The sequence below is a fragment of the Aquimarina algicola genome (assembly GCF_006443095.1).
GTDB lineage: Bacteria > Bacteroidota > Bacteroidia > Flavobacteriales > Flavobacteriaceae > Aquimarina > Aquimarina algicola.
In genome coordinates this window covers 246,529-267,097 of the sequence record NZ_VFWZ01000002.1, presented here as the reverse complement: position 1 = coordinate 267,097, position 20,569 = coordinate 246,529, and the positions used below count along the sequence as shown (strand labels likewise).

Genomic DNA, 20,569 nt, shown 5'->3' with positions numbered 1-20,569 from the left:
AATGAACAATCTATTAGATAAATATATATTTCAGGCATTAGATGCATATCCTTATAATCTTGAAGAAACCATAGAATCACTACACTATGCTTTGTCGTATGATGCAAAAAAACCTATAGCTTTATGTTTATTAGGTCAGGTATATGCCGAAAGTCTAAAAAATTATGAGGCGGCAAAAGAATATTATCAAGAGGCCTTGGCAGAAGATATGTATGCATTAGATGTGTACCCAAAATATATCAATGTTCTATTGTGGAATGAAGATTATAACGAAGCCAAAAAGCTGATTGACTTTGCATTGACGGTAAAAGGTACAGATAAAGCTGTGCTGTATTTAAAAAAAGGAATACTCTTTGAGCATACAAAGAAATATAAGAAAGCATTACAGTGTTTGAAACTATCCAAACAATATGCGTACAACAATCATTTTATCAATAATTTGAAAGAAGAAAAAGACAGGATCAAAGGCAAAATGCCGAAGAAAAAGAAAGCTAAATCTTCTAAGAAATCAAACAAAAAATAAAACTATGGGAGCACCGCACAACATAAAAAGATATGGAGAAACGTGGCCACAATACAGAATAGAATATTCGTTAAAAGAATTAGAGCTGTTTAAAAATATAGTGGTATTGTCAGGAGGGTGGGCATGGCACTTTTTGTCACCAGAAGGGCATACAGAGTACAAGCATGCCCACGATCATAAAGATATAGATATGTTTGTACACCCAAGGGATGTGGCAGAAGTGATGTCTATCATGATCCAGAATGGATATAAAAAAGTATGGACACGCTACGATACATTGCCAAGTACAGAAAACTTTAGGCGATACGAGAAAATAATAACACGCTCAGACCATAAATCATTTAGAATTACAATCGATTTTTTTGTGAGAGAAGTGCCGTATCGAAAAGTAAAAGGATGGAATATTATCGAACCTTCTTTTTTATTAACGCTGTATAACAACATTCATTCTAGTGATAAATGTTGGGCAGTTCAGGCTGCACTTACACTTTTAAAAAAACAAATAGATCCGCTGGATAGAGAAGAACTTGTTAAGATTCCGGCACAAAATAACCAATTACAATGAAAACAACAGATAAAATAATCATTATAGATCTAGAAGCCACGTGTTGGAATGGTCCTATACCCAAAGGGCAACAGAATGAAATTATAGAGATAGGCATTTGTGTTCTTGATGCGCAAACAGGGACGGTCTCAGATAACAGAGGGATTCTGATCAATCCAACACGATCAAAAGTAAGTCCTTTTTGTACTGAACTTACTACGATTACACAAGAACTTTTGGATAATGAGGGGGTTTCTTTTGAAGAAGCTTGTCAGATATTAGTCAATGAGTATAGTGGTTATGAATATACTTGGGCAAGTTACGGGCAATATGATCTGAATATGATGCGAAAACAATGCAAAGAGAGAGGAGTTCAATATCCTTTGTCAACAGATCATATTAATGTAAAGGAGCTTTTTTATATGACTAAAGGACTAAGACGCAAAGTGGGTATGAAAGGAGCTTTGGGGATTTTGGGAGTTCCTCTAGAAGGGACTCATCACAGAGGGGTAGATGATGCAAAAAATATAGCCAAAATTTTATATTGGTGTTTACAACAACACTCAATACAGTAAAAGGTTGCATTTTGATATCCTCTAATTATAAAAACTAAAAGAAAGCCTGAGTCGAACATCAAAATACTCAGGCTTTCTAACTTTGGGGGGATGGGGGTATCGATCTAAGATATTCTTAGATAATATCTTTAATTACTCATGATTATAAGAAGAATATAATGCCTAATAACCCTACTCCTCCTAATACTATTGTATATGGAAATGCCATTTTTACCATTTTGGTGTAAGACAGTCCAATTAAAGGAGCCAGAGAAGAGGTTAATAAAAATAAAAAGGCAGCTTGTCCATTAGGAGTAGCAACACTTGGTAAATTTGTTCCGGTATTAATGGCAACAGCTAATTTTTCAAATTGTTCTCTAGAGATTACTTTATGATCAAAAGCTTCTTTTAATTCATTAATATATACAGTTGCTACAAAAACATTATCGCTGATCATTGATAATACGCCATTAGCTGCATAAAACATCGAAGGTTGTGTGCCCGGATCTAATGATAAAGCCCAATCGATAATTGGCTTAAATAGGTGTTGATCATGTATCATAGCTACAATAACAAAGAAAACTACAATAAGAGCTGTAAATGGTAGTGCTTCTTCAAAAGCTTTGCCTAATTGATGTTCTTCTGTAATCCCCATAAATGCTGTTTGAACGATGATTAAAGCTAACCCGATAAATCCTACCGGTGCAATATGTAAAGCCAACCCTGCAATAAGAAGTAATGCAGATACTCCTTGTATGATTAGCCCCATTTTTGCCTGATGTGATCTATTACGATCTTCTTCGTATGTATAGTTTTCAATAATTTCTCTTGCAATTTTTGGTAGTTTCTCTCCAAAACCAAATATTCCTGTAGTTTCTAAAAGTACTGTTGTAAGTAACCCTGCAATAAGTACAGGTATCGATATTGGTGCAGTTTTTAAGAAAAATTCTATAAAATCCCACCCCATTTGTTCTCCAATCAATAGATTTTGAGGTTCTCCTACCAAAGTACAAACCCCGCCAAGCGCAGTACCAACCACTCCATGCATGACAAGACTTCTTAAGAAACTTCTGAACTGCTCTAAAGTTTTTCCGCTCAATTCTTTTTTGTCTAATACTCCGCTTCGGTCATAATCTCCAGATCCTGAATGGATTTTATGATACACACCATAAAATCCAACTGCTACACTAATTAATACAGCTGTAACCGTTAACGCATCTAGAAATGCAGATAATAAAGCTGCTAAAAAAACAAATAATAGAGATAGTAATACTTTGGATTTGATTTTGGTAAAAACCTTACTAAAAATATACATTAATAAGGGTTTCATAAAGTAAATACCGGCAACCATAAACACCAGAAGTAAGATGACTTCTAAGTTATGCTCTACCTCGTGGTATACATTTTTTGGAGTGGTAAGATGTAAAGCCAATGCTTCTATGGCTAGTAATCCACCGGATTGTAGCGGATAACATTTAAGCGCCATTGCAAGGGTAAAAATAAACTCTCCTATAAATAACCAAGCCGTTATTGTAGGGCCTAAAATAAAGTAAGAAAAGATATTAAAGACCAGAAATCCAATGATTATAGTTTTAAACCATTTTGGGCTATTGCCAAGAAAATATTTTAACATAATTTAATTTAATTACTATTTTTTGTGATGGCTTTTTTTACCATCACTTCGAGGGTTATACATTTATTGATTAAGGGTGATATTTGTTAAGTAATGATATTCATATAAACAAAAACATTATTGATGATACATTAGTTTTAGTGGTTTCAAGTATTTCTTTTTCCGGATAAAGTGTGTGAATATTAATTTCTTTTTCTTTTCCTTTCAATAGTACTGTACCCATAAATTTTGGGGTATAATATTGTGCAATACTGAGATCACTTAATAATTTTTCTGAAATAAGAATAGATACATCATGAACATTACATTGTTCTTGAATACGCGCAGCGGTGTTGATTACATCGCCATGATAGGCAAGTTCTTTTTTAATAACACCTACTTCTGCAACCATGAGTACTCCTCCATGAATCCCTGCTTTAAATTCTGGAACAATACCATATTTTTTCATATAAAAGGATTTTTTTGAATGAATTTTCTGTTTGAATGCAAAAAATAAATTCACACAATTATTACCAGATATCCCTTGTTTATAGGGCCAACACATAACAGCTTCATCACCTATGTATTGGTAAATTTCTGCCTGATACTTTGGAGCAACTTCATTTAGGTCATAAAAACAATCTTGTATCAATTGGCTGTATTTAAAATGTCCGAGAATTTCGGCTATTGTAGTGGAGCTTTTTAGATCTAGAAATAAAAATATACGTTCTTCTTCTTTTGGGTATTTATACTTTCCTATAAGCATTTTAAAAAACACCCCTTTTCCGAATTTTTCTGAAATGATAATGAACATGGAAAAGATATAAGAAGAAAATAATACATACAGTAATAAAGGCCAAAAAGATTGATCTTGATACCACCAATACGGACTCAAATTAAAAGGAATATTGTTTATAGAAATAGTGAGCCTAGTTACCAAATATGAAATCACTATTATCGAAATAAAAATAAGGATACCTTGAATAAGGATATTAACTCCTAATGGAATAATTCTTCTTGAAACAAACTTATCAAAATAAAATTCTATGGTGGCATATAGAATACCCACTAGAAATCCACCAAAACCGTAACTGAAGATCGTTTTATGATTACTATAAAAACTATTGTATACAGATTTTATAGTAATACCAATTTCTTCGTCTAACGCATAATATCTAAATATTGAGAATAAGATCATTGCTACTGTCCAAAAGATTATAGATCTGTACAGATGTTTTAGATATTCGTTTAGGTTTCTACTTACTATTTCCATTCTTATGAGGTCTTATATATAAAAAATGACTTCCTCTTGATTTGATCGGTATGATGTAGATTTAAATAATTTGTTCTTCTAAACTATTTAAATATTTTCTTTGCCCTTTTTTACCAATACGTTCTAGGGTAGGATATAATTTGGGAATAAATCCGGGCAGGAGTCCTCCTAAAATTTTTGGAAAAAAACTATTAATACTAGGAACATAAATTTCTAATTTACCGGTATTCAATGCTTTATTAAAGGCTTTCACCAGATCATCAACGGTACTCGGTTTGTCTATAAAATTCATTGCGCTACCGCCATTTAAAGTTTCATGAAGAAGCATAGGTGTATCTACAGCACCCGAATAAATACCGGATACATGTACTCCATAAGGCTTCAATTCTGAATGATACGCCATTAAAAAACCTCGGAGTCCAAATTTGGTAGCACTATAAGTTGCACTTGATTTTAAACCAAAAACACCTCCTGTAGATACAGTATTTATAATGTTACCTTTCTTTTTACTTTTCATATAATTTCCGCAGGCTTTATTGATTAATATGGCACTACGTAGATTAATATCCAGTTGTAAATCGATTATCTTTTCTGATATATTAGTGACATCTCCCGGATGTATGACACCTGCATTGATAAAAGCGATATCAAGATTAAATTGAGGGATTTTTCTACAAAACTCTTGAAGCGCAATTCTATTAGTAAGATCAAGTGTAATTACTCTAGCACTAGGTAATTCTGAAGCCAGAACTTCATTATCTTCTCGATTAATATCTACCAAAATCAGATGATATCCTTTTTTTGCCAGATTTCTTGCGACAGCAGAACCAATACCTCCAGAAGATCCGGTAATTAGCGCATTTTTTCTTTCTACCTTTATTACTTTCATGACATTTTAATTATTTGTGATTAGAAATTCCCCTTGTTTTTAGGGTGTTCAATTCTGATCTAATCAAATGATCAGACTAATAGAGCTATGTTTTTATCGACTAAGAGTCTTTCAGGAGTTCTTCGTTAAACGTGTAACCTTTGTAATTAACTTTAAAGAGTACGCTATATAATGAAGGGATAAAAATCAATGTGATTACAGTTCCAAAAAGTAATCCTATCATAATGCTTACAGCCATACCTTCCCACATTTCTCCTCCACTTAAGTACAAAGGAATAAGTCCTAATATGGTTGTAAAAGTTGCAAGTAGAATTGGTCTAAAACGTTGTAAACAAGCTGTGATAATGGCATCTTCGATTTTTCGATTCAATTCTCTTTGTTCAATCTCCATTCTATCAATGAGTACAATTGCATTATTGATTACAATTCCTGCCAAAGAAATAGTACCTAAAAAAGGCATAAACCCAAATGGTTCTCTAAAAACCAATAGACCAACAACAACACCTATAATAGCCAATGGGATAGTAAGAACAACCATACTCATTTTTCTAAAAGAATTAAATTGTATGACTAACAACAGTACAATGATAAATGCAGATAGTGGTAAATATCCGATTACAGACCCCATGTTTTCTGCGGTATCTTTTTCGTCTCCACCAAACTCGTAAGTATATTCGTCTGGCCAATTCTTTTTTTGTTCTTCGAGCCAGGGAGTAATTTCTTTTGTAATCGTTGCGGCATTACCACCTTCTCTTAACTCTGATGTAACAGCAACGGTCCTACGAAGATTAAATCTCCTGATTTTACCGTATTGCCACTGTGGTATTATGGATGCTACTTGTAATAAAGGAACACTTTTTCCTGTTGATTGCGCATAGATATTTAATGTTTCTAAAGAAGCAAGGGTTTGTTGCTGGCTTTCGTCATTTCGCATTAAGATAGGGATTGACTTATTGTCTTCTCTATATTCTCCTGTTTGAAAACCGTCTAAAGTTGTTTTTAAAGATATAGCGATATCCTGACTACTGATTCCTGCAGCCAAAGCTCTATTTTGATCAATTTCAATTAAAAACTTTTTACTTTTTGGTCCCCAATCATCTTTTACATTTTTGGTTCCTGAAATTTCATTAAGTTTTCTTTTTACATCATTTGCAATTTTGGATAACTCAACAGGATCTTCTCCCTGTACTTTTATTTCTATAGGTACTGTACCTCCTCCTGCAGCAAGAGCTTTTACCTTGATATCTGCATTAGGAAAGTTGTTAAATCCAAATTTGTCAAGTTTTGCAATCATAGTTTTGTTTACTTCAAAAGAAGAAGTGTTTACAAGAATATGCGAGTAGCTCGAATTTGCTTCGTCTTGCGAGTATCCAAGGTCATAAGATTCGGGACCTTGGCCTATATATGATGACCAGTCTACTATACCAGATGTTCTATTCTCATTAGTCTGTAAAGAATCTGTCATAAACTGTTCTATTTGTTTTACAATTTCTGTTGTTCTTTCGACTTTTGTCCCTTCAGGTAAATTGATATCTACAGTAATCATATTTCTGTCACTATCCGGGAAAAACAAGAAAGGGATATATGAGAAACCATATATTGATATCATAAAAACAACCAGAATAGTTATGATAACTTTTAACTTATGATGTAAGGCTTTTAAAATGAGATTTTTGTAGCGAACCTTTAATTTGTTGATGATCTTGTCTATTAAACTGATTTTTTTCTCAGATGCTGGTTTTACCTTTAAAAATAAATAGCAAAACATTGTGATTATAGTTAATGCAATGATCCAGGACGATAGCAAAGCTATTGAGATGACAACAAATATAGGCCCTACAATATCACCCATATTGGTTGGCGACATATAAAAAGCTAAAAATGCAGCAGATGTAGTGAGTGTAGAAATTAATAAAGGCATGAACAGTTCTGAGCAGGCTTCTATCGCCGCCTGTTTAGGTTGTAGTCCTTGTTCTATTTTGACCATAACTGTTTCTGCAACAACAATAGCATTATCAACCAGCATACCTAATGCCATGATCAAAGCGGCAAGGGTAACCTGATTTAACCCTACATCTAGTAATCCCATAATCATAAGCGTCATGATTGTAACAATTGGGATTAAGCTCGCGATAATCATACCTGTTCTAAAACCTAAGAAGATAAGCATAACAGCAAGAACAATTCCTATAGATTGTAATAGGTTATTGATAAAGTTGCTTACTTTGTTATCAATATAAGTATCTAGAGATGAAACTCTTGTTAATTCTAGTCCTACAGGGAGTTTCTTTTTCCATTTTAAAAGCGTCTCATCTACATCTTCTCCAAGCTTTATAATATTAGAATTCTTTTTGAGATTAACGTGTAACGAGATTGCATTTTTACCATTAATACGTACTTTTTGTATTGATGGATCGATATATCCTTTTCTTATAGAAGTGATATCACCAAGTTTAACGAGTTGAGAATTATTTTCTCCTATAGGAACCAACATGTTATTGATATCTTCTATAGAGTTAAAATTTCCGGTTGGCTCTAGAATGATGCGTTCATCACCAACATTAATTTCTCCTCCCGAACTTAAGATATTGGTCGCAGATATCATTTGTTGCAATTTTGATGATGAAATATCATATTCTTTTAAACGAGCATTATCAAACTCTATAAATACACGTTCTTGTTGTACACCACCCAATATTACTTTGGCGGCATCCGGGATTTTGATCAAATCATCTTTGATATCATCGACATAGTCTTTCATTTCTGCATAAGAATACCCATCAGAAGTAACACCTACTACGATACCATATACTTCTCCAACACCATCATCATCCAAAAAAGGTGCGACTCCTTCCGGTAACCCTTCGATTGTTTTTAATTTACGTCGTAATCGATCCCAAACCGATTGCATCTTTTGAGGTTTTACATCTTCTTTGAGTGTTACTGTCACTACAGAAAGTCCTGATCTAGAAGTACTGCTTACCTCTTTAAGTTCAGGCAATTCCTGAGCGATTTTTTCAACTTTATCTGTAACTAATAATTCTATTCGTTCTGGGCTTGCTCCCGGAAACTCTGAAATAATATTGGCAACCCTTACGGTATAAGGAGGCATACTATCTCTTGATAAACTAGAATATATAATGATTCCCATTAGAATTATAGTTCCTAATACCATTAGGGTAATTCTATTTTTTTCGATTGAAAACTTTGCTAAATTCATAATACAATATTTGTATAGTTTATTGAATTTTTACTCTTTGTCCGTCGAGTAATGTTTGTAATCCTGCAGTTGCGATACGTTGCCCTGCACTGACTCCAGAAGTGATTTCAAACCCTTCTGTAGTCAAATTTCCTGTAGTTACAGTTTGTTTTTTTATCACTGCGTTGTCTCCTTCTTCTACAATGAGCAATACGAATCTTCCGTTATGATCTTCGCCTACAGCACTTGTGGGTACAATGACTACTTTTTCACTAGAAATAGTATTCCCAAAATTGAAAGTAACATTGGCAGCCATACCACTTTTGACGTCTTTGGTGGAGTCTAGTAAAGTAATTCTTATTGGATACGTAGCTGTTTGTGCAGAAATTGATGGAGCTACTTCTGTTATTGTTGCTTTAAAAAGTTTACCAGGTAATGCTGTAAAACTTACATCTGCTGTATCACCTTGTTTTACTTCATTAATAGTGCTTTCTGGTATTCCTAAGCTAATTTCCATATCTCTTCCTGCATCTAATGTTGCTATAGGCTGTCCGGGAGATACGTTCTCGTTGATCTCTGAAGAAACTGCAGAGATGATGCCATCTTCTGGGGCGTACAAATGGCCGAAGCTGATCTGATCTTGTTGTATGGCCACACCTCTTTTTGCAGATTCATAATTTTGTTGTGCAGTCTTGAAAGCATTTTTTGCAGATTCAAAATTACTAAGAGAAGCACTTTCTTTTTCATATAATGAACGTACTCTGTCTAAGCTTAATTTGGCAGTGTTTAATTGAGATTCGGCAGTATTTAATTGTGCAACAGATTGCTCATAGGATAACCTTGCCTGAACATTATCTAGTTTTGCAAGCAGTTGACCTTTGCTTACTTTTTGACCTAATTTGATGTCAAATTGAGAGATAATTCCAGTGTTTCTAAAACTTAAATCTATAACCTTGTCTGTTTCTGCAAAACCACTGAAGGTTCTTATTTTGTTATTTCCTAAGTATCCAACTTCTTGAGATTTTACAGGTCTTAGAAATACTTCTTCTTTTTTCTTCTCTTCGGTACAGGATACCAGTAGGATGATGATAAAAGATATTTTTATGATTTTGGCTATATGTTTCATTGTTAATTATTTTAAAATCGTGATTTATTTGGTTTTTGTATTTAGGTACTGAAGAAATCGTTGCGTAAGTGCGTTATTTTCTTCTTTACTACTAAGCAAAAAGTAGTGGGCTATAAATCGTTCTATTTGTAATGCACTAGTTAGATATGTGTATACTGCAGTCATACTCGCTAATTGTGCATTTAGATAATTATTTTGAGCATCTATGAGTTGCACTACATTTACAGCACCTTTTGAATAAGATACCTGAGTTAATTCTAATGCTTCTTTTGCGGTCTCTTCAGAAACTTTGGATAACCTGATATTGGTTATTTGATTAATAACGTTGAGAATACCGTTTCTTATATTAGTATTGATTGTTAGTTCGGTGTTTTCTCTATTAATACTTAACTGTTCTTTTTGTATGATCGAAGTTTGACGATTGATATTTGTTTGTGTTCTATTAAATATAGGGATAGACATTGTTACCCCAATATTATAGTTGTTATTTGGTAGGGTAAATCCGGGTTGAGGATCACTACCTTCTCCGCTTCGGTCAAAAATGGTGTTATACTGTCCCTGTAATTGTACTGTTGGTAAGAACCGCCCAGAACCATTTAGTTTGATAGAACGTTCTGTAGCATCTAGGTTGTAACCTATTGCTTTCAATTCGGGAGAGTTGTTTTTGGCTTCTTGAATTAAGAATTCGATAAACGGTTCTCTTGTAGTTGGATCATCTAATAATCCTACAAGTTGTTCATATTGATACTCACTAAAGATCCCATCATCTAATGTTACATCATTGATATCGATTTTGGTTTCTACAGGATTGTTTAATAATTGATTTAATGTGATAAACCCTTGCTCAAGCTGATTTACAGCTTCTATCATTGTTTGTGTATTCTGTGCCATTTGGCTTCTAAAGCGTAGCATATCTGATTTGCTTGATTGCCCGGCTTCAAAATTTTGTTCTGCGATTTGATAGTTTTTTTTGGTCAGATCAAGATTACTTTTTTGAATCTGTGCACTCGCTTTTAATGCCAAAGTGTTGAAGTATGCATTTGAAACATTGAAAATAGTATTAAGTGATTCTGCATTAAGTGTTTCTTGTTGGGCTTTCAATAAATTTTTCTGAATAGTTATATTGGCATTTGCAGATTCAGAAAAAATAGTTTGTTGTAGTGTAAGATTTCCCGAGGTTTGAAATTCTGGAGTTTGCCCAAATCCTAAGGCTGCTACATCCGGATCTACATGATTAGTAGTAGCACTAGCAGTAAGATTGGGTAAATAATTACTTTTGGCTGTCTTGACATCCTGATTACTAAGTTCAACATTTTTTTTGGAAGCCTGTAAATTTAGATTTTTGTTTAAAGCTTTATTTACAGCTTCTACAAGGCTATACTTTTCTTCTGATAACACATTATCAAATTCACCAATAAAGTTTGTGTCATTAATCAAACTATATTTTATAGGAATTCCTATCGCCTCTGCAGTATTATAATTGAGTGTTAATTGTGGTTTGTAATCAATAGCAACAGGTATTTCAGATAGAGGAGTACCGTTGATATATCTCTCAATTGTTAGTGATACTCTACGTATAAATTGATCAAAAATACGATTAGGATTATTGGTAGCCATGATCCCTTTTTCTACTTGTTTAGTCGTATTTATGGTAAAAGAAGGGAGTTTTTTTTCAATAAATATGTCTGAAAGTTTTTTTACATCTGTGTCGCTCATAAAAAAACCACCTGCAAGATAAACAGCATCAACATCATCCAGATTTGATTCGATATCCGAGATTGATTCAAAAGGAATCAGCGTATATTCTGCATCCAAAGACTTTAAAATCGTATCAAAGGTATTATTGACTGATAAAAAGTCTATAAACTGTTTTTCTATAATGATCCCAACTCTTTTGAAGTTCGTCAATGATTTTAATCTTTCAAGATCTTTTCTATAAGATTCTGGTTCTACCAGATATGTGAAATTATCGATATTTGATTTTTCTTTTGGCAGGTCTACAGTATTAAAATCTTTATTAATCGCTCCAAACAAGATTGTCGGTTTTTTATGTTCTTTTTGTTGAGCTATTATTTTTGTATACGTGACTCCAAATGCCAGAATGATATCAACGTCATTATTGATCAGCTGATCATATTGTTTTTGAGCGATATCAATTTTATAATCATTAATCAATATATCTTTTTCATTAAAAATGATAATTGCATCTTCTCCAACTACTGTTTTGATTTCATTTTGAAGTTTTTTTAATTGAGTGTTAATCATTTCATTTCGAGTTTCTAATAACACTCCTATTTGATAAGATTTTTTCTGAGCTGATATGGTAAGAGAAAGACTTAAAAGCGCAAAAAATAAAAATAACTTTTTCATGAGTTAGGATCTTTTTTTGTAAAATATTCTTTAAATGTTCGTTCGATAACGTCCAGGACTTCACTATTAAAAGCGATAGAGCTTTTTATAAATTGATTTAAAGCTTTATTAGATGAGTCTCGGGTTTCTATAATTTCTTCTAAAAACTCAATGAGGATTCGATTTTCTTCTATGATAGTATGTAGGCTTTCTATACAACCTTCAGTATCCAAATAAAACAAGTCTTGTTCTGCCATTGTTGTTGCATCATGTTTTACTTCTCCAACAACTTTTAGTTTATTTAGTACTTCTTCAATTTCATTTTGATTTAACTGAGTTTTACTTTTTAATTCTTCAAGAGACAAGTATTTTTTGTTCGAAGAGTAAAAAGCTTTTAATATTTTACCCATGGCAGGAGGGTAAAATTCTCTTCGTATAAGAAGTGGAAATAAGTGAATATATGACTGGTTTTCCATTTTGATTTATTTTTGATACAAATCTATAGGGATCAAAATGGAATACGTGTGACAAATGTCAATTAATGCAAGTGTTTGATTTTTAGTACTTTGTTTTATTTTCGGTTTTTTAATCTAAAAAGTATTAGACAAAAAGAAAACCAACGTCAATAAAGGCAGAGGTTAATCTTGCTAGGTGATTAAGATAAGAATTGAAAAATGATTACTATTTTAGAAATCGACTAAGAATGTTTTCGAATTCTGCTTAATGTCTCACGAGTGATGCCTAAAAAAGAAGATAATTCTTTTTGTGGTACTCTTTGAAGAAGGTGAGGCATGTTTTTTAATATATAATCATATTTTTGTTTAGCACTTAATGCCTGTAAAAAATATAGTCTTTCTTCTGCGGCTTGTGAATACATTTCTAAAATCTCTCTGAAAAATGTTTCTACGGCATGGTATTTTTCTGATAATTCATAGCAGACATCACGAGGTACAAAGGTGTATTCAGAATCTTCGATGATTTTTATTCCTTCAATACTAGGTTTTTGTGAGACAAAGCTGATATGAGAAGTCATCATATCACCTTCAAAATTAAACCAACTGATATATTCTGATCCATCTTCTTTATACCTAAATTGTTTGGCAACTCCAGACTTTAGTATATAAAGTTTTGTGCAAATTTTATCTATAGGAATTAATAATTCTCCTTTTTTACTTGATCCAACCTCAAAAGATGACGTAAATTCTAAATAAGCTTTTTCGTTTTTCTTTTTAAGCAATTCTAGTTTTTGTTGTAGAATATTATCTTCCATTAATTTTATGTGCTTTGGTCTTTAAGAGAACTGTTATTATAAAGACGGCATAAAGAAATAAAATATTTTTGTTATCAAGAAAATTGTTTACATCTATTTAAAGATGCTCTCAAAATTTTTAAGAAACAAGTATAAACGATCAAAAAATAATTCTCCAATCAAGAGTAACGTCTTATTCTACTTAGTGTTTCTCTTGTAATACCCAAAAAAGAAGAGAGTTCTTTTTGTGGTATTCTTTGTAAAAAGTGCGGCATATTTTTAAGCATGTACTCATATTTTTGTTTTGCAGAATATGCCTGTAAAAAAAATAGGCGTTCATCTGCTGCTATGTAATATAATTCTAACAATTCTCTGAAAAAAGTATCTACAGCATGATATTTTTCTGCTAATGCATAACATGTGTCTCTAGATATGTGTATATATTCACAATCTTCAAGAATTTGAACCCCCTCATAACTAGGTTCTGCAGTAACAAAACTGGCATAAGCAGTCATTACATCACCTTCAAAATTAAACCATGTGATATGCTCTGTACCATCTTCTTTGTATCTAAATTGTTTTGCGCAACCAGATTCTAATATGTAAAGCCTTTTACATACTTGATTCATAGGGATTAATACTTCTCCTTTTTTACTTGCTCCGGTTTCAAAAGCCGAAGTGAATTCATCATAAGCCTCTTCATTTTTCTGTTTAAGTAATTCTAATTTTTCAGCTACAATGTCTTCCATTAACTTGACGAATATGATTTGTTTTTTGATTTGATTAAGACTAATATACTAAATCGCTCATAAAATATTTTTACTTGAGTACAGTTAATTCTATTAGTCATAAACATTTAAATGATTTATTTTAAATGCATTACAATAACATAAGATACAATTACTTTTATATTTTTTAAAAGTTAAAATTTTCATATTTTTTCTGAATATTAGAGGTTAATTCAATTTTATTTTTGGTGAGCATTAGTAAACTATAGAAAATTAGAGTTGCTACATAGCTTTGTTCTGGAAAAAGAATTTTCTAAAGCATATATTCATTTACAATAATAACTTCATGAGGTTTTGTTACTTACAGGAGAAGCCGTTTCACTATTGGTTAAACGAATTAGTGAAGTATTTAATGTTTTGATTTTTAGTGTTTTGAAAACCCGTTTTCGGGAAAACAGATTGCTAACTAAAAAAACTTTCATCAAGGTATAGTTACTCTATATATCTTAGTAACACAATTATTACTTCTTTCTGATATCAATTGAAGCATTGTAAAATTGACACAAACCTTAGGTGTCATAAAACTACTGAGGGAATACTAATTTTTTAAAATAAATAAGTCATGTTAAAAAACATTTTGAATGTCAATGGGGTGCAAAAACTAGATAAGAAGCAACAAAAATCTGTACAAGGAGGAAGAGATTTATTACCAATTTGCTTATATACCTGTTCTGGAACTACCGCAACATTAAGTAATGGTAATTATGAAAACTGCGCAGCAGTTATTAGAAATTCACCTCGATGCGGAGGAGATGGTGACGGTATAGATATTTGGGCCTAGTATAATCTCAAAGCTTAGATGAACAATTCAAAAGGTTCTTTTTGAAACATATTTCTTAGAGAACCTTTGATTATTTTTTATTAATGTAATGATGTTTTTTTGGCCCTAAAAACGATACAGATACAACTGAGAAATATTCTTAGCTATTTTTAAATAGAAGAATGGATTTTTTGTACCATGCTATTTGCTCTTTTAGCCCTTCTTCCAAAGATATTTTTGGATCGTAACCCAAAAGTTTTCTAGCTTTATTGATATTGGCATTAGTTCTTTTTTGATCACCTAATCTTGGAGGTAAAATGTCGAAATCTATATGGGTATTTAATAACTTCTCTACAGTTTCAATACCTTCTTTTGTTGAATATTCTGCCTCTGTACCAATGTTGAACACTTCTTTGTTACAAACTTTTTCTTTACCCATAACACTTATAATACCATTTACAATATCTGTGATATGCGTAAAACTCCTTAAATGATTTAGACTACCTTCATATAGCGGAAATTTTCTATTATGCATTCCTGCATCTATAAGCTTTGTAAAAAGTTTATCCGGGCGTTCTCTAGAACCATATACAGAATACAAGCGTAAGGAACAGGCTTTCAACTCTCCTAATCTAGCTTTTGAAAGTACTAATTGTTCTGCAGCCAGTTTGGTGACTCCATAATTAGAAATTGGTTTGGGATCTTCATGCTCAGCGCAGGTGGCATGCAAGCCATAAATAGAAGATGTACCAATATTGACAAACATTTTTGGGATAGTATATCTAAGGATATAGTTTAATAAATTTTTTGTAGCATATATGTTATTAGTCAAATAATCTTCAAAAGTTGAGTGTTTAGAAATTCCGGGTTGTGCTGCAAAATGAAATATATAATCAATATCAGACGGTAGTGCCTGTGCGATATTATCGATACATAAATCGAGTGATATTACCTTAATTCCTTGATTTGATAATGTCTCAGCATTTTTCTTTTTAAGAGAAACGCTATAATAATCTGAAAAGTTATCGATACCTATAACATTATGACCTAAACTGTTTAGTTTTTCTGCAACATGCGACCCGATAAAACCTGCTATACCAGTAATTAAGACCTTCATAATTTACGGTTTTCCATAAAGTTAACACAAATAAAAATTGTTTTGATGAGAAATAAAAGGTTTTGAGGCTAAATTTTAACAATTCTATTTGTTTAATGTATTAATTATCAATATCATTTTATTTCTTATGCATACTCATATAAGCCATTTCAAAGATAAAACTTGTAAGAAGAATAGCGATAGTTATATAAAAATTGTATTATCAAGTAAAATACCAATTTGACACATATGGTTAAGCATAATTTGTTTTTACATGTGTAGGATAAAAAATTATAAATAGATTAAATAAAATATATACATCATTAATTGAATTTTCTCTAATATCTTATTATACACCACTGGCGTAACTATAAATAATATACTTATCTTCAATATACAGATGTTCAGAATAATGACTTCCTTCGATTTCTATTTCCAGGTCATCAAATATTCTGATTTGATCATAGTCATGATTTTCTGAGTATTTTTTTTCTTCTAAATCTTCTAGATTGTCATATTCTAATAGTACTGCAAACGCTTCTTGATGAGATACTATATAATCTAAAACTTCATGAAAACTATAATGCTCTAGTGGATACTTTATTTCTTTTGAATTTCCTTCATAATATTGTTCTTCTATTTCGCTGATACCACTTTGGTACCCTGATTCTACCCTTAAACAAAAAGTTTGATAATTTTCAAAGCTACAATCTCCTGATTCTTCGTGACTGCCTATAAGGTCTTTCATGTCTAAATCGTCTCTTTTATTAGGTTTGAAATCTATTTTTGAACCTATTGAATTGAATTGATTTTTATTCAATTTTATTTTTCTGGAGTATGCTCCTTTCAGATATTGATTGATATATCTGAGAATCATTTGAGTCTTAAAATTATTATTAACACACCCAATGGTTGTGATATAAAACCCTGGATTCAAACCTTGTATAGTATCAGATAATGCTATAGTAGGGATACCTCGTATTTGAGAATGCATTGAGACTTTGGCTAAGTATTTGTTCTTAATTTCTTCTGCCTCCTTTTTATTTTTTCCGCCGCCAATAATAATTAGGTTAGTTTCTTGGTGTTCGTTTCTCAGAACTTCTAAGTTAGTTAGTAAGTCTTTTGTTTTATAATTTTCAGTCTTAACAGAAGGCGTACCTTTTGTAGGAACAACGACAATAGTGCTATCTTTTTTTGTCTCTTCAGGTTTTTTTCTGTCATTATTTTTTTGGCAAGAGATAAATGATAGAAAAATAGCTATGATCATTATAAATCTTCTCATTTTTTGTTTTTTTTAATTCTACAGGGGTACAAAAATAGAGGTTGGTTTAGGATATTAGTGCACTACTTTTGGTAGAAATGATAGAATGAACATATTGTTTTTCAGTCTATTGTTTCAAATTTTTTAAGAGGTCAAAAATATTTCATTAAAAAAGCGTAAAACAGTAAAGTTTTACGCTCATGATATGTTCTTTGAAATCAATTTTTTGCTACCTGTCTTCTTATTTTATTTTTTGGGAGCACATGTTTTTAATCCAAATGGAAGGTAAAGAGGACAAAAACGGATTAAACTTGTTAAGACAAATATTGCAGACAGTACCAAGAGTACGATTCCTAAAAGTCCTGTTATAATATCCGTAAAATAGAGAATTGTAATCACTACGGCGATTATTAATCTAAAGATCCGGTCGGTATTTCCCATGTTTTTTTTCATTGTACTGTTTTTTTAATTTGACAAATATTGAAGTAATACAACTACTCCAGTAACCATTCCTATACAGGTTAAACAAACGAGTAGTAACATTACTGCTTTGTTGTTTTTCATTCTTTTTTGCCAAAAATACTCACTACAATGTTTCTGTGCAGTGACTACAGTCACCGCTTCAGTATTTCTATAGTATTATTATATTGTTTTACTTTATTTTCATTTTCAAGTTTTTTCATTACCCTACTAATTACTTCTCGTGCAGTCCCAAGTTCATTAGCGATTTGGCGATGTGATATTTTTAGTGGATTTTTCTTTGTCAGTCTCACTTTTTCTTTTAAATAATCATACAGTCTTTTATCCATCTTATTAAACAAAACATGATGTATGGTATCAAGTAATTCGTTATACCTCAAGTTATATTGTTGAAAAAATAAGGTGTTGATATCCGGAAATTGTTTTATCCATTTAGGAACTCTATCCACAGGTAGAAGTAAAGCAGTGGTATTCTCTTCGGTCAACGCAAAAACATTACTAGGTTCATTTTTCAGACTTGTTGTAAACGACATAATACAGCCTTCACTAGGTTTGATGTAGTACAGTAATAATTCTTTACCTTCATAACGTGTGAAAACCTTAATTAACCCTTCTATTACGATTGGAATGACTTTTACATATTGTCCTTCTCTTAATATTTCGGTGTCTTGTGGAATTTCTTTGATTATGGAGTTTTTGATGATTTCTGAGGCCAAATCATGACTGAGGTGAGAAAGTGCTTTTGATATTTTAGTCTTTGTGGTCATTGCTATAAAGAGATCATATATGTAATTTATATTAGGTTATAACAGATAAGAAGAATCAGAAACTGATGACATCATGTAAAATAGGAGTTAAGACTATAAAGAGAGATTTATATCAACGATACCATGAGATAAAATAGATATTTTAACCCGTTAAATAAATTTAGTTTCAATGGTCTTTAGAATCATTAAATTGCCAAAGTACGTTTACGATTTGCCATTTTCCATTAAGTTTTATGATATGCATATAATCGATCCATTCATCTGCAATAAGTTTTACAGAAGCTGTTTTATCAAAAATATCAAGTATCACTACTTCTTTTTTAGGGTTGCTAGGAAATTTATCTCCATTTTTATTATATGTTTCTGCTAATAGGATCATAGCATCAGCAAATGTTTCTCTGAGATATTCTTTTTTTGCTGCTTTGTCAGTCCAAAAAGTTCTTTTTACCATTCTTGGATGCGCTGCACGTGCAAATTGTTCGGGTTTGACATTATGTTGTGATTCAATATAGTCTAAGGCTACTTGTTTAATATCTAATGAGTCTTGTTTTGTTTGTGCACTGGCATCAAATGTAAAGTTCAAAAAGAGACATACAAAAAAGAAAATCACTTGTTTCATTTATACTAATTTTAAGATTCTTTCTAACTAAATAATAGGAAAGATAACATTAATAAATCAAGTGTTATAAGCTATAGGCTTTTTATTTTGTATAGATAATAGAATTGCTGTTACGACTATTAATACCACCTGAATAAAAAGTAGAGTTTTGTCACTTAATATATCAGCTCCAAGAAAACCATGAGTAAAATTCATGCCTCCATGTAGTAGTATGGCTAATAGTACACTGCCTTTGGTTTTATTATACAACCATGAAAAAAGTATCCCCATCGCAATCATCAAAAGTATGTATGCAAAAACCGGCATATTACCCGTAGCTTTAGGTAAAAATATAATTAATGGGAGGTGCCATACACCCCACAAGAAACCAATTATTATTCCTGTAGTGTTGGGATTATACTTTTGTTGTAAAATCCTTTGCGCATAACCTCTCCATCCTAATTCTTCTGCAATAGGACCTCCAAAAATAGTATTGATTAAAAAGAATAAAGGCGATAATGCAATGGCTAATACTACTTGTCCTTTTCCTAATCCCATTCCCTCTAAAATAACATTCCAATTGGGATAATTACCACTAAAAGCCTTATGAACAAAAACGGTGATTATTCCGATAGATAGAATCCCAAAAATGGCAAATAAATAATATTTGAATTTTACTTTCCAAATCAGTATTTTTTTTAAAAGTTTACGAATTCCCTTTTTTCCTTTTTTTCTATAGGTTAAAATTAATGCAGCTATAGTAGGTCCCCATGCACCGAGAAGCACCCAAAATTCATTTACATTCGAAGAAAAATAGAATGGACTCCATAAAGCCCAAGAGATAACAAATGTTAGCAAAAAGTAACGATAAAAGTCAGCAGAGGTAATATCTTGATCCATTTATGCTTTGTTATGTGTTACAAATACTTGATTAGTAATTGTTTTTTGATTTTAGTTACACTTTTTGAAGTTTAAACATGACTAGAAAGGTATTGTATCTTTTTACAGCCTAACTTTTTACAAACGCATTTTTTACCATTCGCTTTACGATTATTTTATGAAAAGGTTTTACAATACTCATATATATTTTTCCTTTTGTATTGTTATATTGTACCAATGTTATGACTTTAATATTATAAATTTCTGCATTAGTATTTGCAATGATAGCTCTAAAGTTTAGATGAGAATCATCTGCACCTAAAACGATTTTATTGTCAGAAATAGAGAATATTTTGAAAAACGATAGAAATCCCCCAACACGAAAACCTTTATTATAGTCTTTTGTAATTTCTGTTTTTAAACCTATATGTTTTACTATTTTGTTTCTAATTAAGAATAGTTTTTTGATCCAGTTGGGTTGATTATTAAATATTAGGGTTGTAATTTCTTCAAGACTATTTTTTTGATTTGTGGTCGCAAAAGTATCTGAAAAGTCTATCTGTTCAAGCAAATCAGTCTGAGTATATATCAAAGGAGTAGCTTCTTCTTTTACTTTTTTCAT

General features: G+C 31.7%; 20 protein-coding genes. 4 read left to right on the top strand and 16 right to left on the bottom strand.

The window, feature by feature from the left end:
- Position 1: 1 nt before the first annotated feature.
- From FHK87_RS04900 to FHK87_RS04890, 3 genes are read left to right on the top strand one after another with little or no spacing between them, the layout of a single operon-like run.
- On the top strand, positions 2 to 523 hold the full coding sequence (locus tag FHK87_RS04900; RefSeq protein ID WP_140590723.1) for a tetratricopeptide repeat protein: 522 nt from the start codon (positions 2 to 4) through the stop codon (positions 521 to 523).
- Between the two features lie 4 nt (positions 524 to 527).
- Complete coding sequence (locus FHK87_RS04895) at positions 528 to 1,088, top strand: hypothetical protein (RefSeq protein ID WP_140590719.1); 561 nt, start codon at positions 528 to 530, stop codon at positions 1,086 to 1,088.
- A complete protein-coding gene (locus tag FHK87_RS04890; RefSeq protein ID WP_140590715.1) occupies positions 1,085 to 1,642 on the top strand; it encodes a 3'-5' exonuclease in 558 nt (185 codons plus the stop codon). The genes FHK87_RS04895 and FHK87_RS04890 overlap by 4 nt, the downstream gene beginning before the upstream one ends.
- Positions 1,643 to 1,784: 142 nt before the next feature.
- On the opposite strand, the gene nhaB is transcribed toward FHK87_RS04890, so the two are convergent.
- The 9 genes from nhaB to FHK87_RS04845 all read right to left on the bottom strand — a co-directional run bounded on the left by nhaB (position 1,785) and on the right by FHK87_RS04845 (position 14,067).
- Positions 1,785 to 3,254 carry a sodium/proton antiporter NhaB gene (gene nhaB / locus FHK87_RS04885; RefSeq protein ID WP_140590712.1) on the bottom strand — a complete coding sequence of 490 codons (1,470 nt, stop codon included), beginning with the start codon at positions 3,252 to 3,254 and terminating at the stop codon, positions 1,785 to 1,787.
- A 100-nt stretch (positions 3,255 to 3,354) separates the two neighbouring features.
- Positions 3,355 to 4,506: an adenylate/guanylate cyclase domain-containing protein gene (locus tag FHK87_RS04880; protein ID WP_140590709.1), complete on the bottom strand. Its 1,152-nt coding sequence runs from the start codon at positions 4,504 to 4,506 to the stop codon at positions 3,355 to 3,357.
- Positions 4,507 to 4,567: 61 nt separating this feature from the next.
- Positions 4,568 to 5,395: an SDR family NAD(P)-dependent oxidoreductase gene (locus FHK87_RS04875; protein ID WP_140590706.1), complete on the bottom strand. Its 828-nt coding sequence runs from the start codon at positions 5,393 to 5,395 to the stop codon at positions 4,568 to 4,570.
- Between the two features lie 100 nt (positions 5,396 to 5,495).
- The gene (locus FHK87_RS04870) at positions 5,496 to 8,615 is read right to left on the bottom strand and encodes an efflux RND transporter permease subunit (RefSeq protein ID WP_140590702.1); all 3,120 of its coding nucleotides are present in this window, start codon (positions 8,613 to 8,615) and stop codon (positions 5,496 to 5,498) included.
- A 19-nt stretch (positions 8,616 to 8,634) separates the two neighbouring features.
- Complete coding sequence (locus FHK87_RS04865; RefSeq protein ID WP_226294090.1) at positions 8,635 to 9,720, bottom strand: efflux RND transporter periplasmic adaptor subunit; 1,086 nt, start codon at positions 9,718 to 9,720, stop codon at positions 8,635 to 8,637.
- Positions 9,721 to 9,744: 24 nt separating this feature from the next.
- Positions 9,745 to 12,090: a TolC family protein gene (locus FHK87_RS04860; protein ID WP_140590699.1), complete on the bottom strand. Its 2,346-nt coding sequence runs from the start codon at positions 12,088 to 12,090 to the stop codon at positions 9,745 to 9,747.
- Positions 12,087 to 12,545, bottom strand: a complete 459-nt coding sequence (locus FHK87_RS04855) for a hypothetical protein (RefSeq protein ID WP_140590696.1) — start codon at positions 12,543 to 12,545, stop codon at positions 12,087 to 12,089. Before FHK87_RS04855 ends, FHK87_RS04860 begins: the two co-directional genes overlap by 4 nt.
- Positions 12,546 to 12,766: 221 nt before the next feature.
- The gene (locus tag FHK87_RS04850) at positions 12,767 to 13,339 is read right to left on the bottom strand and encodes a Crp/Fnr family transcriptional regulator (protein ID WP_140590691.1); all 573 of its coding nucleotides are present in this window, start codon (positions 13,337 to 13,339) and stop codon (positions 12,767 to 12,769) included.
- A gap of 158 nt (positions 13,340 to 13,497) precedes the next feature.
- Entirely contained in the window at positions 13,498 to 14,067 is a 570-nt protein-coding gene (locus FHK87_RS04845; protein WP_140590689.1) for a Crp/Fnr family transcriptional regulator, read from the bottom strand.
- A gap of 601 nt (positions 14,068 to 14,668) precedes the next feature.
- Between FHK87_RS04845 and FHK87_RS04840 the strand changes: the two genes are divergently transcribed.
- Positions 14,669 to 14,887 (top strand): hypothetical protein, encoded by a 219-nt coding sequence (locus FHK87_RS04840; protein ID WP_140590685.1) that lies wholly within the window; start codon positions 14,669 to 14,671, stop codon positions 14,885 to 14,887.
- 139 nt (positions 14,888 to 15,026) lie between these two features.
- On the opposite strand, the gene FHK87_RS04835 is transcribed toward FHK87_RS04840, so the two are convergent.
- The 7 genes from FHK87_RS04835 to FHK87_RS04805 form a co-directional block, all read right to left on the bottom strand.
- Positions 15,027 to 15,983 (bottom strand): NAD-dependent epimerase/dehydratase family protein, encoded by a 957-nt coding sequence (locus FHK87_RS04835; RefSeq protein WP_140590682.1) that lies wholly within the window; start codon positions 15,981 to 15,983, stop codon positions 15,027 to 15,029.
- Between the two features lie 328 nt (positions 15,984 to 16,311).
- Positions 16,312 to 17,244, bottom strand: a complete 933-nt coding sequence (locus FHK87_RS04830) for a hypothetical protein (RefSeq protein WP_140590679.1) — start codon at positions 17,242 to 17,244, stop codon at positions 16,312 to 16,314.
- A 225-nt stretch (positions 17,245 to 17,469) separates the two neighbouring features.
- A complete protein-coding gene (locus FHK87_RS04825; protein WP_140590676.1) occupies positions 17,470 to 17,676 on the bottom strand; it encodes a YgaP family membrane protein in 207 nt (68 codons plus the stop codon).
- Between the two features lie 161 nt (positions 17,677 to 17,837).
- Positions 17,838 to 18,470, bottom strand: a complete 633-nt coding sequence (locus FHK87_RS04820; RefSeq protein WP_140590672.1) for a Crp/Fnr family transcriptional regulator — start codon at positions 18,468 to 18,470, stop codon at positions 17,838 to 17,840.
- 166 nt (positions 18,471 to 18,636) lie between these two features.
- Positions 18,637 to 19,089, bottom strand: a complete 453-nt coding sequence (locus tag FHK87_RS04815; RefSeq protein ID WP_140590668.1) for a nuclear transport factor 2 family protein — start codon at positions 19,087 to 19,089, stop codon at positions 18,637 to 18,639.
- A gap of 57 nt (positions 19,090 to 19,146) precedes the next feature.
- Positions 19,147 to 19,968, bottom strand: a complete 822-nt coding sequence (locus tag FHK87_RS04810; RefSeq protein ID WP_140590665.1) for a CPBP family intramembrane glutamic endopeptidase — start codon at positions 19,966 to 19,968, stop codon at positions 19,147 to 19,149.
- A gap of 109 nt (positions 19,969 to 20,077) precedes the next feature.
- Complete coding sequence (locus tag FHK87_RS04805; protein ID WP_140590661.1) at positions 20,078 to 20,569, bottom strand: DUF2867 domain-containing protein; 492 nt, start codon at positions 20,567 to 20,569, stop codon at positions 20,078 to 20,080.